We start from the raw sequence: 16,081 nt of genomic DNA, 5'->3' as shown, positions 1-16,081 counted from the left end.
TGAAGAAGGACGGGACTCTGCGTCACCACGGCGGACCGATCCCTTCGGGCCACTACTACCGCTCCTACTGCTGTGCTGGCGTAGGCGAACTGCCGCCGGCAACTTTGGTGCTGGGTCTCGCTTCGCTCGGAAGACATCATCGTGCCGAGTGGGGCGTCGGTGGCTGAGCTCGCGACTTGGGTGGATGCGGTGGGGGATGGTGTGGAGGTGGACACGCCGGCAACTTTGGTGCTGGGTCTCGCTGCGCCCGGAAGGTGTCGTTGTGCCGAGTGGGGGCGTTGGTAGCCGAGCCTGCGACTTCGGTGGATGCCGGGGGCTGGCGTGAAGGGACGGGCCGGCAACTCTAGTGCTCGATCTTGCTGCGCTCGGAAGACATCGTCGTGCCGAGTTGGCGCGTCGGTATGGATCTTGCGACTTTGTTGCCTGCGCTGCGGGTGCTCGGACGCGAGACGGGGCGCGAGCTTCGGTGGTGGATATCGCGGCACTCGGACGGTGTCGATGTGCCGAGGGAGTGCCGGGGGATTGTCGCGACTTTGTCGGATGTGCCCGGGCCTCGGGTGTTGAGTGCTCGACCGCTGGTATGCGTGGTTCGGAGACGGGTGTGAGCAGTCACGAACGGCGTTGGTCGGACTGCTCTCCGTGGCTGGTGCTAGGCCAGCTTCTCGACGACGTAGTCGATGCTGCGGGTCAATTGGGTGACGTCTTCCGGGTCGATTGCCGGGAACATGCCGACGCGCAGCTGGTTGCGGCCGAGCTTGCGGTAGGGCTCGGTGTCGACGATTCCGTTGGCACGCAGCACCTTCGCCACGGCGGCCGCGTCGACCGAGTCGGCGAAATCGATGGTGCCGACGACCTGCGAACGGTGTGCCGGATCGGTGACGTACGGCGTAGCGAACTCGCTCGACTCGGCCCAGGAGTACAGGCGCGAGGACGAATCCAGGGTCCGCTTGACTGCCCAGTCCAGGCCGCCGTTGCCGTTGAGCCAATCGATCTGGTTGGCGAACAGCAGCAGGGTGCCGAGAGCCGGGGTGTTGTAGGTCTGGTCCTTGGTGCTGTTGTCGATCGCGATCGGCAGCGAAAGGAACTCGGGGGTCCAACGACCCGAGCCCTTGATCTCTTCGACGCGGGCCAGTGCGGCAGGGCTCATCAGTGCGACCCACAGGCCGCCGTCGGAGGCGAAGCATTTCTGCGGTGCGAAGTAGTAGACGTCGGAATCGGAGATGTTCACCGGCAGACCGCCTGCGCCGGAGGTGGCGTCGATGGCGATGAGGGCGTGCTCCGAACCGGCCGGGCGCTGCACGGGGATCGCGACGCCGGTGGAGGTTTCGTTGTGGGCCCAGCCGATCAGGTCGACCGACGGGTCCGACACCGGCGCCGGCGCGCTGCCGGGCTCCGACGAGACCACGATCGGATCGCCGATGAAGGGGTTGCCCTTGGCCACCGCAGCGAACTTCGAGCTGAACTCACCGTTGGTCAGGTGCAGTGAACGCTCGCGGATCAGGCCGAACGCGGCCGCGTCCCAGAACGCGGTGGTGCCACCGTTGCCGAGCACGACCTCGTAGCCGTCGGGTAGCGCGAACAGCTCACGCAGTCCGCTGCGCACCCGCGCAACCACATCCTTGACCGGTTTCTGCCGGTGACTGGTTCCGAACACCGAGGCGCCCACCTCGACCAGGGACTGCAACTGCTCCGGTCGCACCTTGGAGGGGCCACAGCCGAACCGTCCGTCGGCAGGCTTGAGATCGTCGGGAATCGTCGGGAACGCAGTGGTCATGGCACACAGGGTAGACGGTGGTATTGCTGTGTCGCTGACCACACTCCAGCTAACGTTGACGCCCATGAACATGGCGTCGGCTAACTCGGGGTGGGGACTGCGTGGTCGGCGGGCACGCAACTTCGGACTACGCGCCGGATTGATGTCGGATGCGCAGCGGCGGGAGTTGCTGATGCGGGGAGCCCGAGGCTCGGCAACCATCTTGGGGGTGCGGCCGCAGCGCAGCGAGCCGGGCCATGTGTTCTGGGTTCGGGTGCAGATCGACGGGGAGTCGCCCTACGAGACCAGGGTGCGCCAGCGCATGCGCGAAGACGACCTGGAATGGATGCAGCCTGGTGATGTCGTGTGCTGCCGGGTCGATCCGGGCGACCGCGACCGGCTGGTGTTGTACGTGCCCGATCTCGCGGAGGCCGGGCGGGCGAGCATTTCGAAGATCCTGTCCGACGGTCGCCGCGCCGACGCCACCGTACTCGCCGCGGCCCCCGTCGCGGCCGACTACAGCGGTCGCGACGACCCGGTGCTTCGCCTCGACCTCGAGCTACATGCTTGGGACGAGCCGAAGCCGTGGCGGGTGCGTCTGGTCCAGCCGGTTCCGCTGGCCGCCATCGGTCTCGTCGACCTCGGGCAGCATCTCGAGGTTGCCTTCTTCACCGTTGACCGTGGTGACTCGGTGGCTGTCGACTGGCTCGCCTCGCTCGGCGAGGACTAACGCCCCGGCCGTGTCCGAGGCTCACCCGCGAACAGGACATGGTTGCGGCGAACCTCGCGGAGCCGTTCGATCATGTCCCGTTCGAGAATGCCGGGTTTGTCAGGCGGTGGCTGAGGGGGAGACGCGGCTGAGCGCGTAGCGGGTGACGGCGATGAGCGCGTTCTTCGCCGACTCGCGGTTGCGGGCGTCGATCATCATGACCGGGACATGGTCGGGCACCGACAGGGCATCGCGGATGGCCGCCTCGGGGAACTTCGGCCCGCCGTCGAACTCGTTGACGGCGACGAGGAAGGGCAGGCCGAGCTCCTCGAAGTAGTCGACCGCCGAAAAGCTCTCGTCCACGCGGCGGGCATCGACCAGCACGATAGCGCCGATCGCACCGAGGCTGAGGTCGTCCCACATGAACCAGAAGCGGTGTTGACCGGGCGTGCCGAACAGATAGAGCACCAGGTCGTCGGCCAGGCTGATGCGCCCGAAGTCCATTGCCACCGTGGTGGTGTGTTTATCGGGAACCGGCGAGATGTCGTCCACCTCGGAGCTCAGATCGGTGATCACCGCCTCGGTGCGCAACGGCACGATATCGGATACCGCGCCTACCAGCGTGGTCTTGCCGACACCGAACTCGCCTGCGATCACGATCTTCGCCGAGACGGCGCGGGTTCCGGAGGAGGGGGCTACGGATTCGGGTGCGGTCATCGAATGTCCTCGGCTGCGAATGGTTTCGACGAACGAGTAGCCCGGCCGTCGCGTACTCCACGGTCATAGTTCTTCAAGCCGTCCCGTATCGCTGCGGGATCGGGGCGGTTGTCGGTGTCGAGTTCCTGAGCCGCCGGCGGCGGCTCTGCACCACCCGGCACCAGGTGGTTCCCTGGCTCCCGCAGTGGTAGCCCGGCTCTGGTGCGCAGCGTGACCGGCTGGTCGGCGGCCCGCTGCGCGGCCGACCACCCCTCATCCGCCGCCGAGTTCCAACTCACCGGCGACTGCTCCTGGCCGGTCTCCGGATCGGCGAGCCAGGCCGAGATCATGCCCGCGAAAATCGGGGTCGCTGATTCTGGCGGGGCAGGTGCGGGTGTCGCTGGGGTGGCGGGGGCCATCGATGGCGCATTGTCCGGCGCGGTGGTCAGGTGCGCGGAAGCGGTGGCGTTCGGTGCGTGCTCGGTGTTGCCGGTACTCGCTGGTGTCGGAGCAATCGGCGAGCGCGCTCGATCGGCATCCCCGGTCACGAGTCCGGCCTGTGACGCCAGCGGTGCCGGTGGCTGGGGTCGCCAATCGGGATTTCTGGGTGGTACGGCGGTCGTTGTGTGGTCGGCGCTTGCGTTGAATGTCGGTGTCGCCGCCTGGTCGCCGCTGGATGCGGTGCCGAGGGGTGAAGCAGGAGGCGTCGCCGTCCGGTGGGGTCTGAGCGGGGTGAGCGTGGTCGGTGAGGTGGACGGTGCTTCGTGGGCGGTGGGTGCAATGTTCGTGTGCGTTGTGTGTTCGGTGTTCGTCGAGGGGGGTGTGTTCGGCGATGCGATCGGGGCCGCCGGGGGTGTGGCGTTCGTAGGGTGCGAAGAGTCGGGGGTCGGTGCGGTTTTCATCGGTGGCGAGACAGCAGCGTAGGTTGCCGCACCGCCGGGTGTGGGGGTGGTGCCGACGGGGCGGGCGGTGTTCGGTGTCTGCGCAGCGTTGGGAGCGGTTTGCGGAATGGACGCGATGGTAGGTGCTGCCGCGTCGCGGGCGACAGGTGTGGGTTCCGGCGATTGTGAAGGGGCAGGTGGCGCGGTTCTCGTCGATGGCGCGACAGCCTCGACCGCCACGTAGGTGGCTGTGTTCTCGGGTGGTGTGGTTTCCGACGCTGTGTTCTCGGGCGATGTGGTTGTCGACGGTGCGCTCGCAGGTGACGCGGTTGCGGATGCTGCTGCTTGGTCGGCGGCCTTCGCGAGTGCCGACGAGATCGGTGTTGCGGCAAGGTCCGTGGTGAGCGTGGACCTTCCCTGCGGTGCAGGGTTACGACCTGCCGTCATGTCCAACTGGGGTAGGGCTTTCCCGCGAAGTGGCGGGGTCGGGCCTGCGGTGGTGTCGGGTTGTGGTGCGGTCTTGTTCGCTGGTGGTGTTGGGCCTGCGGTGGTGTCGGGTTGTGGTGCGGTCTTGTTCGCCGGTGGCGTCGGATCTGCGGTGGTGTCGGGTTGCGGTACGGCTTTGTTCGCCGATGACGGCGTCGGGGTTGCCGTGTTGTCGGACAGCGATGCGGCTTTCTCCACCGGTGGCGGGGTCTGGCCTGCTGCCTTGTCGGTGTTCGATCCCGGTTTGACCAGTGTGGCTCGGAAGAACGACGCGGTCTGGGAGACCCGGTATTGCTGGGTGTCCATATTCGCGTTGTGCGAATCGGTCGGGCTGAGCAGCGGCTTGCTCGGAGTCGCTGTGTCCGATGCGGCTGGGGTCGGTGTCGCCGCGGTCGACGCCGCTGGGGTCGGTGTCGACTGCGTCGTGGGGACCGGTGGTGTGACCGGTGCAGTGATGGCCGGTGCTGCCGTGTGTGGTTTCGCCGGTGACAGCGCAGCGGTGCGCAGGCTTGCTGCCTGGTTGCGTGCGCCCCTGCGATTGGCGCCCGGGACTCGTTTGGGCAGACCGTAACTGGTGAGCATCGGTGCCGCCCGCGGCGTCGCGGCCGGTGGTTCCGGAGCAGGGCGGGGGGTAAGCGGTTGCTGGCCGATGCCGCTGGGCTGCGGTCTCGGAAGCCCGGCGGGAGCGGTGAGCAGGCTGTTCGGTTGCGGCTTGGCTGCGACCGGCGGCACCGGGGTGCGGCCGGTGTGCAGTGTGTCCCGATGGACCTGGATAACCTGCGCTCCGCTCGCCGGAGTGTCGCGCTCGTGCGGCGGCACCGCGATCAGGGGCGCGGGGATGTGCAGGCTCGCGGTGATGCCGGGATTGAGTGCGCGGTCCTGGGTCCGGCGCAACCGCACCGTGATGCCGTGCCGTTCGGCGAGTCTGCCGACCACGAACAGACCCATCTGTCTGGTCGTCGCCAGCGTGGCCGTTGCCAAGGTCGCCAGCCTGCGGTTGATCTCGTCGAGTTCGCTCGGCACGATGCCGATGCCCGCGTCGATGACCTCGATCAGCAGGCCGCCCTCGGAGGTCCTGCTGTAGGCGAAGGTCACTTCGCTGTCCGGCGGCGATGCGCGCAGCGCATTCTCCAGCAACTCGGCGATCAGGTGCACCAGATCGGTGGCCGCGGTGCCCGTCACCCAACCGTCGGGTGTCGCACCGGTTTTCACCCGCTGATAGTCCTCGACCTCGGAGCCGGCGGCGCGCAGAATGTCGCGCACCTCCACCGGCCCGGACCGGTCGTGGCGCGATTTGGTGCCCGCGAGCACCAGCAGGTTGGCGCTGTTGCGTCGCATGCGGGCGGCCAGGTGATCGAGCCGGAACAGCTGGTCGAGCCGCTCGGGATCCTTCTCCTCGAATTCCAGCGCGTCGATCATGCTGAGCTGGCGGTCGACCAGGGTCTGGTTGCGCCGGGCCATGGTTTCGAACATGTCGTTGACCTGGTCGCGCAACTGTTGTTGCTGGGCAGCGAGTTTGAGCGCCTGTGCGTGTAGTCGATCGACCGTGCGGGCGATCTCGCCGATTTCCTCACCGGTGTGCACGGGCACCGGATTGACCCTGATGTGCTCGAGTTGGGCGCCGAGGCTGATGCGCTCGACCTCGTCGGGCAGGTCGCGATCGGCGAGCTTGGCCGCGCCTGCGCGGAGTCGGCGCAGCGGCCGCAGCAGTGACCGGGCGACGAGCAGACCGAACAGCAACGCCGCGATCAGCGTGCCGAGCACCACGACGGAGGCCTTGATTGCCGCGGTTCGCGAGGCGTCGACCACATGGTCGACGTCGGCGAAGATGCGCGCGACGGTGTCGCTCGCGAGCTTGGTGTACACGTCGCGGGACCCGAGCGCCAGATCGCGCAAGTCGGGCAGTTCCATCTTGCCCGTCTCGATGGCCTCGTCGATCGCGGCCTTCAGGATGACGTTGTTGGCGCGCACCACCCGGTCGAGTTCGGGTTTGGCGGAGGGCAAGTCGCGTTCGACGGTGTCGGTCAGCGTGCGGAAGGAGCCTTGCGCGGCATTGAAGTCGTTGACCTTCGAAGGATCCTGCATCGCCGACATCGCGACCATCAGGAAGTTGAAGCCCTCCAGCTTGCCGAGCAGCAGATCGAACAGCTGGACCTTCCCCATGACAACCGAGGGGATCTGAATCGGTGTGAGCAGCCGGTCGACAGTGCCGACCGCCTCACGGGCGATCATATTGTTCAAGCCCACGGCTTTGAGCGGATCGCCGCCGCCGCCCTTACCACCCGCACGGATGACCTCGCTGGTGGCGGTCATCTCTCGCAACGCCGTGGCGACCGTCGGATCGATCCCGTCGCGCCCGGCGCGCACGGTGGCTTCGGTGATCGCGGTGGACAGTTCGACCAGGTCCTGATCGGTGGTGGTGCCGTAGACCTGCCCGCCCGCGACGGTCGAGGCGGCCGATTCGAGTGCGGTGATGGCGGGAATGTCGGAGATGCGGTCGGCCGCATCGGTGTAGCTGGAGTAGTCGTTGAAGAACACCGTCAACCGGAGACCACCCAGCAGCATGGCCGCGGCGAGTGGAACGGCAACGGCCGTGGTGACTTTCCAGCGAACGCGCCACTGCTCGAGGTTCCGCAACCGAGTGCGCGCGATCACCGTCTGCGCCACCCTCATACCGCCTTCCGCTCGGATCGTACCGATCCGGTCGCATCGCCATTCGGCGAAATGTCCGGTGAGCAGCCGCGATCCGCCAATCAGTACCGCCGGACGTAGTCCGTCAGCATCGGTACCTTACTGGCTGGATGCCCGCAGTTCCCACGTTTGGACGGATCGTTGTGCGAACCGTGTGAGGAGTCAGAGGTGCACGAAGGTGATGCCCGGCGACCGCGGGACGGGAAGCGCGGCGCTGATGCCCGCGGCGGTGGGGGACTTCGGGCGGTGCGTATGAGCCAGTGAAATCGCGCCGGGCGCGGCGGCATTCATCGCCTTCTGCGCGGCGGGACCGGGTTCGCGTCGATCCAGCGCTTGTGCGGAAACACGGTCGCAGGGATTAGCGGGGAGACAAACAGACTCAGCAGCGTCGATGGCGATGGCGATGGCGATGGCGCCCGGCTCACGGCTGCGGTCGAGCCCGCGGGCCTGGCCGCCACCGCGGCGACGGACGGGGCTTGGGTCCGGCGGTCACCGATTTGGTCGGTGCCAGGCGGCATTCCCACCGGTGGTGGTCGTGGCGGTATTCGATTGCGCGGTGGGCGTATTAGCGTTGTCGGCGCTACCTCCGGCGGCCACAGTCGGCACCGCTGCTACGCCGTTGCCGAACATCCGCCGCCGCGACAGTTCACGAACCGACTTCCCCGAAACCCCTCTCGACGCACATCCTTCGGGGAGACTGTGTGAGCCGAACCTCATGGCAGGCAACAAATCTCGCCGCAATGTCCGGCTCGCGGATTTACCCGTGTCGAACCGAGCAGTCGAACCCAGCAGTCGAACCGAGCAGTCGAACTACGCGTGGCGCCGCCGCGCTCGAATCGGAAGCAGGCGTGACCGAATCAGGAGTGCGAGACCGTGGCCCAGCCCGCGACGTCCTCGGGGCGGCGCGGTGCGGGGCCGGTGTAGATGGCGGCCGGGCGGACCAGCTTGCCGAGCTGTTTCTGCTCGAGAATGTGTGCACACCAGCCCGCGGTGCGGCCACAGGTGAACATGGCGGGCATCATGTGCGCGGGCACCTCGGCGAAGTCGAGGATGACCGCGGCCCAGAACTCGACGTTGGTCTCGATGGCGCGGTCCGGGCGACGCTCTCGCAGCTCGGCGAGCGCGGCCTGCTCCAACGCGGCAGCCACCTCGTAGCGCGGGGCGGCAAGACGCTTGGCGGTGGCGCGCAGCACGCGGGCGCGCGGGTCCTCGGCCCGGTAGACCCGGTGGCCGAAGCCCATCAGCTTTTCTTTGCGGTCCAGGATGCCCTTGACCAGAGCGCGTGCGTCACCGGTCTTTTCGACCGCCTCGATCATCGGCAGCACGCGCGCGGGCGCACCGCCGTGCAGCGGGCCCGACATCGCGCCGATCGCGCCGGACAACGACGCGGCGACATCGGCTCCGGTGGAGGCGATCACCCGCGCGGTGAAGGTGGAGGCGTTCATGCCGTGCTCGGCGGCGGAGACCCAGTAGGCGTCGATGGCCTCGGTGTGCTTCGGGTCCGGGTCCCCCTTCCAGCGAGTCATGAACCGCTCGGTGACGGTGTGGCACTCGTCGATCTTGCGCTGCGGTACCGCGGGCTGATAGATGCCGCGTGCGGACTGCGCCACGTAGGACAGCGCCATCACCGAGGCGCGGGCCAGGTTCTCGCGCGCGGTCTCGTCGTCGATGTCCAGCAGCGGCTCGTAGCCCCAGATCGGCGCCAGCATAGCGAGGCCTGCCTGTACGTCGACGCGTACATCGCCGGTGTGCACCGGCAGCGGGAACGGCTCGGCGGGCGGCAAGCTGCGGCCGAACTCGCCGTCGACGAGTAGTGCCCACACGTCCCCGAAGGTCACCCGTCCGAGTACCAGGTCCTCGATGTCGACGCCGCGGTAGCGCAGCGCGCCGCCGTCCTTGTCCGGCTCCGCGATATCGGTGGTGAATGCCACCACACCCTCGAGGCCGCTGACGAAGTCGCTCGGTACGGTGGCCTGCCCACCGGGAGCCGCAGGGCTGGTAGTCATGTTGTGACTCTCCTTGCACATCGGGTCGCATGCTCGCGGGAGAAAAGGGATGTGGTTCACCCAGCACATGCCGATCACGAAAACCTTAGCTCCTTGCTACCGCGGAGTAACGTCTGGCCCATGCGTGACCTGGACAATTCATCTGCCGGCCGGCAAACGGCTGAAGACTTCGTCACCACGGCTGCCGCGGTGGCACGAACGTCGACGGATCCGGCTGTGTTGCGGGCAGCCACCGACCTGGCGGCGATGCGTGTCGAGTACGTCGGCACCCCGTTCGGCAGTGGTGAAGACACCGATCTGGACGAAACCTGGTTGGCAGGCGGCTGGGAACCGCTGCTGCGCCACTGGATCGAACAGGCCACCGCCGTCGGTATCGCCGAACCCAACGCGATGGTGCTCGCCACCGTGGCGTTGACCGATGCCGGTCCGCGGCCGGTCGCGCGAACGGTGCTGTGCAAGGGTCTGTCGCCCGACGGCGTGACCTTCTATACGAACTACGACTCGGCCAAGGGCATCCAGCTCGCCGCGGACCCGTTCGCGGCGGCCACCTTCGTCTGGCCTGCGCTCGGCAGGCAAGTGCACGTGCGTGGCACGGTCGAATTGGTGCCCGCCGAGACGATTGCCGTCTACTGGCGCTCCCGGCCGCGGGACTCCCAGCTCGGCGCGTGGGCCTCGCAGCAGTCGCGGCCGATCCGATCGCGGGCCGAGCTCGATCGGATTCTCGCCGAGACCACGGCCCGCTTCGCCGAGGTCGACGACATTCCGGTGCCGCCGCACTGGGGTGGCTATCTGCTGCGGCCCGACGAGGTGGAGTTCTGGCAGGGCAGGCGCAGCAGGCTGCACAACCGGATCCGGGTCCGCATCGGCGGCGACGGGATGCAGGTGCAACGCCTGCAACCGTGAACAAGTGATCAATATCGCGTCGAGCCTGCCGGGTTCGACTCGATACGCTCTCGCCGGTGAAGCTGCTCGCCGACACGACCCCGCTGCGCTATCCGGACTTCCGGCGATTGTGGTCGACCAACGTCGTCACCGTCATCGGATCGCAGTTGGCGGTGGTCGCCGTGCCGCAGCAGATCTATCAGATCACCGGTAGCTCGGGCTATGTCGGTCTGGCCGGGCTGTTCGGCCTGGTGCCGTTGATCGTGTTCGGACTGTGGGGCGGCGCGCTGGCCGACGTGATGGATCGGCGCAAGCTGCTGCTCATCACCAATGCGGGCACCGGAGTGACCGCGCTGGCCTTCTGGGGTCAAGCCGCCGCCGGACTGAACAACGTGTGGGTGGTGCTCGGCCTTTTCGCCACGCAGCAGGCATGCTTCGCGGTGAACCAGCCGACCCGCAGCGCGACCATTCCTCGGCTGCTACCGCCGGAACAACTCGCCGCGGCCAACTCGCTGAGCATGACCGTCCAGCAGGTCGGTGCCATTGCGGGGCCGGTCCTCGCGGGCGCGCTGATCCCGGTGGTCGGGCTGTCCACGCTGTATCTGATCGATGCGGTCGCCCTGCTCGCGACGGTGTGGGCGGTGTGGAAGCTGCCCGCGTTCCCGCCGACCGGAACCGCGACCAAAGCCGGATTCCGCACGGTCCTGGACGGTTTCGCCTATCTGGCGACGCAGCGCATCCTGCTCGCTTCGTTCGCGGTGGATGTGATCGCGATGGTGTTCGGCATGCCGCGCGCACTGTTCCCACAGATCGCGCAGGAGACTTTCGGTGACCCGGCGACCGGTGGTGTCGCGCTCGGCTTGCTGTTCGCGTCGATGTCGGTCGGCGCGGTGCTGGGTGGGGTCTTCTCCGGCTGGATCCCGCGTATCCGGCGACAGGGCCTCGCGGTAGTGATCTGCATCGCACTGTGGGGACTCGCGATGGTCGGGTTCGGCCTGGCCATCGGCCTTACCGGGCACGGTCTGGGCCTCGGGCTCGGCCTGTGGATCGTGCTGGGCTGCTCGGCCTTCGGTGGTGCGGTCGACATGATCTCCGCCGCGCTGCGGGTGACGATGCTGCAGACCGTGGCTACCGACGAGATGCGGGGCAGGTTGCAGGGCGTGTTCATCGTTATCGTCGCGGGCGGTCCGCGCATCGGTGATGTTGCCCACGGTTTTGCTGCCGCGAGCCTGGGTACCGCGGTCGCGGCTGCGGGCGGTGGCGTGCTGGTCGTCGTCGGCGTAGTGCTCGCCGCGCTCGCCTTCCCCGCCTTCGTCCGTTATCGCGTGAGCAGGTCGCACTCAGAGCCGGTACCTGCGGTGAGTGAGCGCAACGAGTGAACGCCGCGCGCGGTGGCGGGTGTGGCCGAGCTACTCGTCGGTACGAGTGTCGAAACCTCACGCGCGGAGAACGCGTTTGTGAGCTCGCTCGGTGGGCACCCTCGTTCCCGGGCAGTGCGAGCAACGACTAGCGTCTAGGTGAGAGCACCGCCGTGCCGACGCACCCCGATGCCGACGGTCCTAGCCTGAGAGGGATCCTTCCGTGCCCGAAAAAGACCACATCAACGACGCCAAGCCGGTGCTGAGCTACCCGGGTGGCGATTACGCCATGACGGTTGCCGAAGCCAAAGAAGGCAATGACGGCATCGACCTCGGCAAAATGTTGGCGAGCACTGGATACGTCACCTACGACCCCGGTTTCATGAACACCGCGCCGACCAAGTCGGCGATCACCTACATCGACGGCGAAGCGGGCATCCTGCGTTACCGCGGCTACCCGATCGAGCAGCTCGCGGGCACCTCGACCTTCATCGAGGTCAGCTACCTGCTGATCTACGGCGAGTTGCCGACCCAGGCACAGCTGGACGATTTCACCGATCGGATCCGCCGCCACACCCTGCTGCACGAGGACCTCAAGCGGTTCTTCGACGGCTTCCCGCGCAACGCGCACCCGATGCCGGTGCTGTCCTCCGCGGTGAACGCGCTGTCGGCCTACTACCAGGATTCGCTGGACCCTCGCGATCCCGAACAGGTCGAGCTATCCACCATCCGACTACTGGCGAAGTTGCCGACCATCGCGGCCTACTCGTACAAGAAGTCGGTCGGCCAGCCGTTCCTCTACCCGGACAACTCGCTGACCCTGGTCGAGAACTTCCTGCGCATGACCTTCGGTTTCCCGGCCGAGCCCTACGAGGTCGACCCCGAGATCGCCGCCGCGCTCGACATGCTGCTGATCCTGCACGCCGACCACGAGCAGAACTGCTCCACCTCGACCGTGCGTCTGGTCGGCTCGTCCGACGCGAACCTGTTCACCTCGGTTTCCGGTGGCATCAACGCGCTGTGGGGCCCGCTGCACGGCGGCGCCAACCAGGCCGTGCTCGAGATGCTCGACGGCATCAAGGAGCAGGGCGGCGACGTCAAGGAGTTCATCCGCAAGGTCAAGAACAAGGAAGACGGCGTGAAGCTCATGGGCTTCGGGCACCGCGTCTACCGCAACTATGACCCGCGCGCCTCGATCGCCAAGAAGCACGCCGACTCGATCCTGAGCAAGCTCAACGGCGACGACGAACTGTTCGACATCGCGAAGGCGCTCGAAGAGGCCGCGCTGACCGACGAGTACTTCATTTCCCGTCAGCTGTACCCGAACGTCGACTTCTACACCGGCGTCATCTACAAGGCCATGGGCTTCCCGACCCGGATGTTCACGGTGCTGTTCGCCATGGGCAGGCTGCCGGGCTGGATCGCGCACTGGCGCGAAATGCACAGCGAGCCGCTGAAGATCGGGCGCCCGCGTCAGATCTACACCGGTTACGGTGCGCGCGATTACCACGAGATCACCAACCGCTGATCACATTTCCCATCCATTACCTATCGAAGGGGATAGCCGAATGACCAAGCCGGAGATCGAGTTCCAGGCGGGCCCCGCGCCCACCGAGCTGGTTATCAAGGACATCATCGAGGGCAAGGGCACCGAAGCGAAGCCCGGCGGCAACGTCGAGGTGCACTACGTCGGCGTCGAATTCGAATCCGGCGAGGAGTTCGACTCGTCCTGGAACCGTGGCGAGTCCATCACCTTCCCGCTGCGTGGCCTGATTCAGGGCTGGCAGGACGGCATCCCCGGCATGAAGGTCGGCGGTCGTCGTCAGCTCACCATCCCGCCGGAGCTGGCCTACGGCCCGGCTGGTGCGGGCCACAAGCTCTCGGGTAAGACGCTGGTCTTCGTCATCGACCTGCTGAACGCCAACTGAGCGAAAACTTTTGCTGCGGCCCGTGTTCCACTTCGGTGGACACGGGCCGCAGTCGTTCGTATCCGATCCCGGGTGCCGTGGATGGGTGAGTTCCACTCCTGGTCATCGTCCACGGCACATCCGTCTGCGCGGATCAGGCAGGTCGAACCACCCAATCGGTACAGGATCGCTCGGCTATCCACCGGGGCCGGTTCGCGTTTCATGGATGTGTCCTCGTGAAAGGTCGCGAGTAGCGCTCGCACAGAGGGGGCGACATCGAGCCCCACCCAGTCCGCCTCGGACATCGGCTTATGTTCTTGTCGCCGACGCGGGAAGATCGGCGATGTTCAGCAGCGCGACCCGGTAGGCATCGCGCAGCGCGTCCCACAGGTCGTAGTGGCCGGGAATGCGTCACGCACTTCTGCGAGATCCGGGGCGTCCGGTTCATCGAAAAATGCCGAGCCCGGCGCTGCGTGCGGCATTGGTTCACGACTGGGCCATCGATAGGCCACCGAGGCGTCGGCCCGGTTCTGAATACGCAGAATCCGGCACTCGTGTCCGATCAACCGCCAGGTCGACTTGCGTCGAGCAGGCAGCCCCGCCGTGCGTTGCCGCAGACTGTGGGGCTCTGCGAGAAACGTTTCACCGCAAAGGCAGTCGGGATTATTTGCGTTGCTGAAATTTGCGTGACTCGGCCAAGAGGATGGCTTATATTTCACCCTTTGCGGTTGACATCGAAGGGCGGGGTCTTGAAGCTGGCAGAGGCATTGTCGTTGCGGGCGGATTCGGCGCGGCGGATCGAGCAGCTGCGCGCTCGCATCGTGAGCAGCGCCCGCTATCAGGAGGGCGAGGAGCCTGCCGAGGATGCGGCGGGGCTGCTTGCCGAGGTCGGCGAGGTGCTCGAGGAGTACGAGAGTTTGATCCGGCGTATCAATCGCACCAATGCTGCCGCGCAGATCGACTCCGACGGCACGGTGACCGATGCGCTGGCGCGGCGGGATACGTTGCGGCTGCGGCATTCTGTGGTGACCGCTGCGGCGGATGCGGCTTCGGGTAAGGGGCAGCCGGGTTATGCGCGTCAGTTGCGGTCCGAGCTGAAGATGTTGTCCGCCTTGCCTGTTGCGGAGCTGCGTGCGCGGGCCGATGAGCTTGCCAAGGAGCTCCGCGAACTCGATGTACGAATCCAGCGCGCGAATTGGGAGGTCGATCTGCTGGACTGACGCAGCGAGGTGGAGCAGGTAGTTGTCGCGGAGGCGTGCACGAACCGCAGCGGCCGGCGGGTAATACGGCCCCTTTCTTGGCGCACGATGGGCAGTGCGAGGGTTCGATTCCCTTCCTCACACCGCAGCCCAGCATCGCGCACAAGTAACAGGGCACGGCACACAGCACACCACCATGTGCAGATCCGCGACGACGAGGGCGGGTACGGGGTACTCCACCGCTACGGGCGAATCCCACGCGGGCAACCACTGCGTTGCGAGATCGTTGTCGGCAATACCGTGTGCAGTGTTGGCGAATATTGCGAAAATCAACTGATGAGCGGTCCCGATGACCCGAGCGAGGAGCAGTCGGCCGCTGAGGGCGGTCCGCCCTCGACGGAGTGGATTACGTTCACGAACGCGTACGGGCCAACGCAGCACTATGGACAGGCGCCGCAGCAGCCCTCCGGGCAGGAGCCGCAGCAGCCCTATGAGCTGCAGCGGCAACGCTTCTATGGGCAGGAGCGGCCCTTTGAGCTGGAGCCGCGGCAGCCCGATGGTCCGCGGCCTGCATCACCGCCGTCGGAGAATCCAGGCTTCTTCACTCGAATCATCAACAGACTGTTCAGGAACGGGTAGCGGCCGTGTCCGAGCAGGGCACCGGGTGGGCCGATTTCATCCATGACCAGCTCGATCGCGAGTATTCCCGCCGCGACGTCCTCAACACCCGTGCGGCGGCAGCCGTCACGAGCGCGACCGGGCTCGTCACTCTCGTACTTGCCGTGGTCGCCGTCATCAAGGGCAAGGACTTCACACTGACCGGCGCAGTACTCGTCGCTCTGTGTGTGGCGCTGCTCGCCCTGCTCGGGTCTGCCGTCCTCGCTGTTCTCGCTGGAGTCAGCTGGCGGTATCGGGTGACATCCACCGATTCGATGCGAGCGATGCTGGCCGACCACTGGACAGACAGCGAAGTGGACGCCCGATACGTCACGGCGTACTGCAACCTCCAGACAATCGCGTCGCTGCGGGCAGGCACGACCCTCAAAGCTCAGCTGCTACTGGGCGCAGCAGCAGCACAGGTTGTCGCAATTCTGGCGATCGCCGCCACAACACTCATCCTCGTGGCCTGACCCGCACCGGCAGTCGCTGCCTGCCCCGCTGCAGAGATTCGACGGTAGTGAAATGGCGGCCCGAACCACGGCCCAGCACAGCCATTTCACTACGCTCGATTGCCACTGCCATCGAACTCGCGCGCAGCGTGCGGCTGAATATCGACTAGGGCTTGTGCTCAGTCTGTAGTGCTCGGTGTCGGTACTGAATCAAGTCCATCGCCATTCGGATCCCCGGCGAGATTCCGCTGCCGTCTCGGAATGCGATGACCGCTGCGATGTTCTCGCCGTCGATGAGCAGACGGTCCACATTCTCACGCACGATCGTGGGCAGGTTCGGCCACAAGGCGCGAGCAGAGCAGAGACCGCAGGTCCGGCGAGTCTCCGAGCGGGACATGAGCATC

The 16,081-nt window shown here is 66.6% G+C and carries 12 protein-coding genes; 7 read left to right on the top strand and 5 right to left on the bottom strand.

Features of this window, described 5'->3' with window-relative positions; all coding sequences use genetic code 11:
- Positions 1-649: 649 nt before the first annotated feature.
- On the bottom strand, positions 650-1,774 hold the full coding sequence (gene serC / locus AB0M74_RS09920) for a phosphoserine transaminase (protein WP_364904138.1): 1,125 nt from the start codon (positions 1,772-1,774) through the stop codon (positions 650-652).
- 64 nt (positions 1,775-1,838) lie between these two features.
- On the opposite strand from serC, the gene AB0M74_RS09915 reads away from it, so the two are divergent.
- Entirely contained in the window at positions 1,839-2,483 is a 645-nt protein-coding gene (locus tag AB0M74_RS09915; protein ID WP_364904135.1) for a hypothetical protein, read from the top strand.
- 99 nt (positions 2,484-2,582) lie between these two features.
- On the opposite strand, the gene AB0M74_RS09910 is transcribed toward AB0M74_RS09915, so the two are convergent.
- The 4 genes from AB0M74_RS09910 to AB0M74_RS09895 all read right to left on the bottom strand — a co-directional run bounded on the left by AB0M74_RS09910 (position 2,583) and on the right by AB0M74_RS09895 (position 9,222).
- Positions 2,583-3,179, bottom strand: coding sequence for an ATP/GTP-binding protein (locus AB0M74_RS09910; protein ID WP_364904132.1), 597 nt, complete (start codon positions 3,177-3,179; stop codon positions 2,583-2,585).
- Positions 3,176-7,198, bottom strand: a complete 4,023-nt coding sequence (locus tag AB0M74_RS09905) for an ATP-binding protein (RefSeq protein ID WP_364904129.1) — start codon at positions 7,196-7,198, stop codon at positions 3,176-3,178. The genes AB0M74_RS09910 and AB0M74_RS09905 overlap by 4 nt, the downstream gene beginning before the upstream one ends.
- 180 nt (positions 7,199-7,378) lie before the next feature.
- On the bottom strand, positions 7,379-7,507 hold the full coding sequence (locus AB0M74_RS09900) for a hypothetical protein (protein ID WP_364904128.1): 129 nt from the start codon (positions 7,505-7,507) through the stop codon (positions 7,379-7,381).
- 566 nt (positions 7,508-8,073) lie between these two features.
- Positions 8,074-9,222: a citrate synthase 2 gene (locus tag AB0M74_RS09895; protein WP_364904125.1), complete on the bottom strand. Its 1,149-nt coding sequence runs from the start codon at positions 9,220-9,222 to the stop codon at positions 8,074-8,076.
- Between the two features lie 246 nt (positions 9,223-9,468).
- Between AB0M74_RS09895 and pdxH the strand changes: the two genes are divergently transcribed.
- From pdxH to AB0M74_RS09865, 6 genes are all read left to right on the top strand, one after another.
- Positions 9,469-10,125 carry a pyridoxamine 5'-phosphate oxidase gene (gene pdxH / locus AB0M74_RS09890; RefSeq protein WP_364904171.1) on the top strand — a complete coding sequence of 219 codons (657 nt, stop codon included), beginning with the start codon at positions 9,469-9,471 and terminating at the stop codon, positions 10,123-10,125.
- Between the two features lie 56 nt (positions 10,126-10,181).
- Positions 10,182-11,483, top strand: coding sequence for an MFS transporter (locus AB0M74_RS09885; RefSeq protein WP_364904122.1), 1,302 nt, complete (start codon positions 10,182-10,184; stop codon positions 11,481-11,483).
- A 202-nt stretch (positions 11,484-11,685) separates the two neighbouring features.
- Complete coding sequence (locus AB0M74_RS09880) at positions 11,686-12,990, top strand: citrate synthase (protein WP_364904120.1); 1,305 nt, start codon at positions 11,686-11,688, stop codon at positions 12,988-12,990.
- Positions 12,991-13,030: 40 nt separating this feature from the next.
- Complete coding sequence (locus tag AB0M74_RS09875; protein WP_364904117.1) at positions 13,031-13,390, top strand: FKBP-type peptidyl-prolyl cis-trans isomerase; 360 nt, start codon at positions 13,031-13,033, stop codon at positions 13,388-13,390.
- A 728-nt stretch (positions 13,391-14,118) separates the two neighbouring features.
- Entirely contained in the window at positions 14,119-14,589 is a 471-nt protein-coding gene (locus AB0M74_RS09870) for a DIP1984 family protein (protein WP_364904169.1), read from the top strand.
- A 623-nt stretch (positions 14,590-15,212) separates the two neighbouring features.
- Positions 15,213-15,698, top strand: a complete 486-nt coding sequence (locus tag AB0M74_RS09865) for a hypothetical protein (protein WP_364904115.1) — start codon at positions 15,213-15,215, stop codon at positions 15,696-15,698.
- Positions 15,699-16,081: the final 383 nt, after the last annotated feature.

The sequence above is a fragment of the Nocardia sp. NPDC051463 genome, assembly GCF_040681975.1.
Taxonomy (GTDB): Bacteria; Actinomycetota; Actinomycetes; order Mycobacteriales; family Mycobacteriaceae; genus Nocardia.
This window is presented reverse-complemented; position numbering and strand designations above follow the sequence as displayed.

Excerpts from the sequence above, each read along its gene's own strand:
- serC (WP_364904138.1), bottom strand. The coding sequence starts at position 1,774 with ATGACCACTGCGTTCCCGACGATTCCCGACGATCTCAAGCCTGCCGAC.
- AB0M74_RS09915 (WP_364904135.1), top strand. The coding sequence starts at position 1,839 with ATGAACATGGCGTCGGCTAACTCGGGGTGGGGACTGCGTGGTCGGCGG.
- AB0M74_RS09910 (WP_364904132.1), bottom strand. The coding sequence starts at position 3,179 with ATGACCGCACCCGAATCCGTAGCCCCCTCCTCCGGAACCCGCGCCGTC.
- AB0M74_RS09905 (WP_364904129.1), bottom strand. The coding sequence starts at position 7,198 with ATGAGGGTGGCGCAGACGGTGATCGCGCGCACTCGGTTGCGGAACCTC.
- AB0M74_RS09900 (WP_364904128.1), bottom strand. The coding sequence starts at position 7,507 with ATGAATGCCGCCGCGCCCGGCGCGATTTCACTGGCTCATACGCACCGC.
- AB0M74_RS09895 (WP_364904125.1), bottom strand. The coding sequence starts at position 9,222 with ATGACTACCAGCCCTGCGGCTCCCGGTGGGCAGGCCACCGTACCGAGC.
- pdxH (WP_364904171.1), top strand. The coding sequence starts at position 9,469 with ATGCGTGTCGAGTACGTCGGCACCCCGTTCGGCAGTGGTGAAGACACC.
- AB0M74_RS09875 (WP_364904117.1), top strand. The coding sequence starts at position 13,031 with ATGACCAAGCCGGAGATCGAGTTCCAGGCGGGCCCCGCGCCCACCGAG.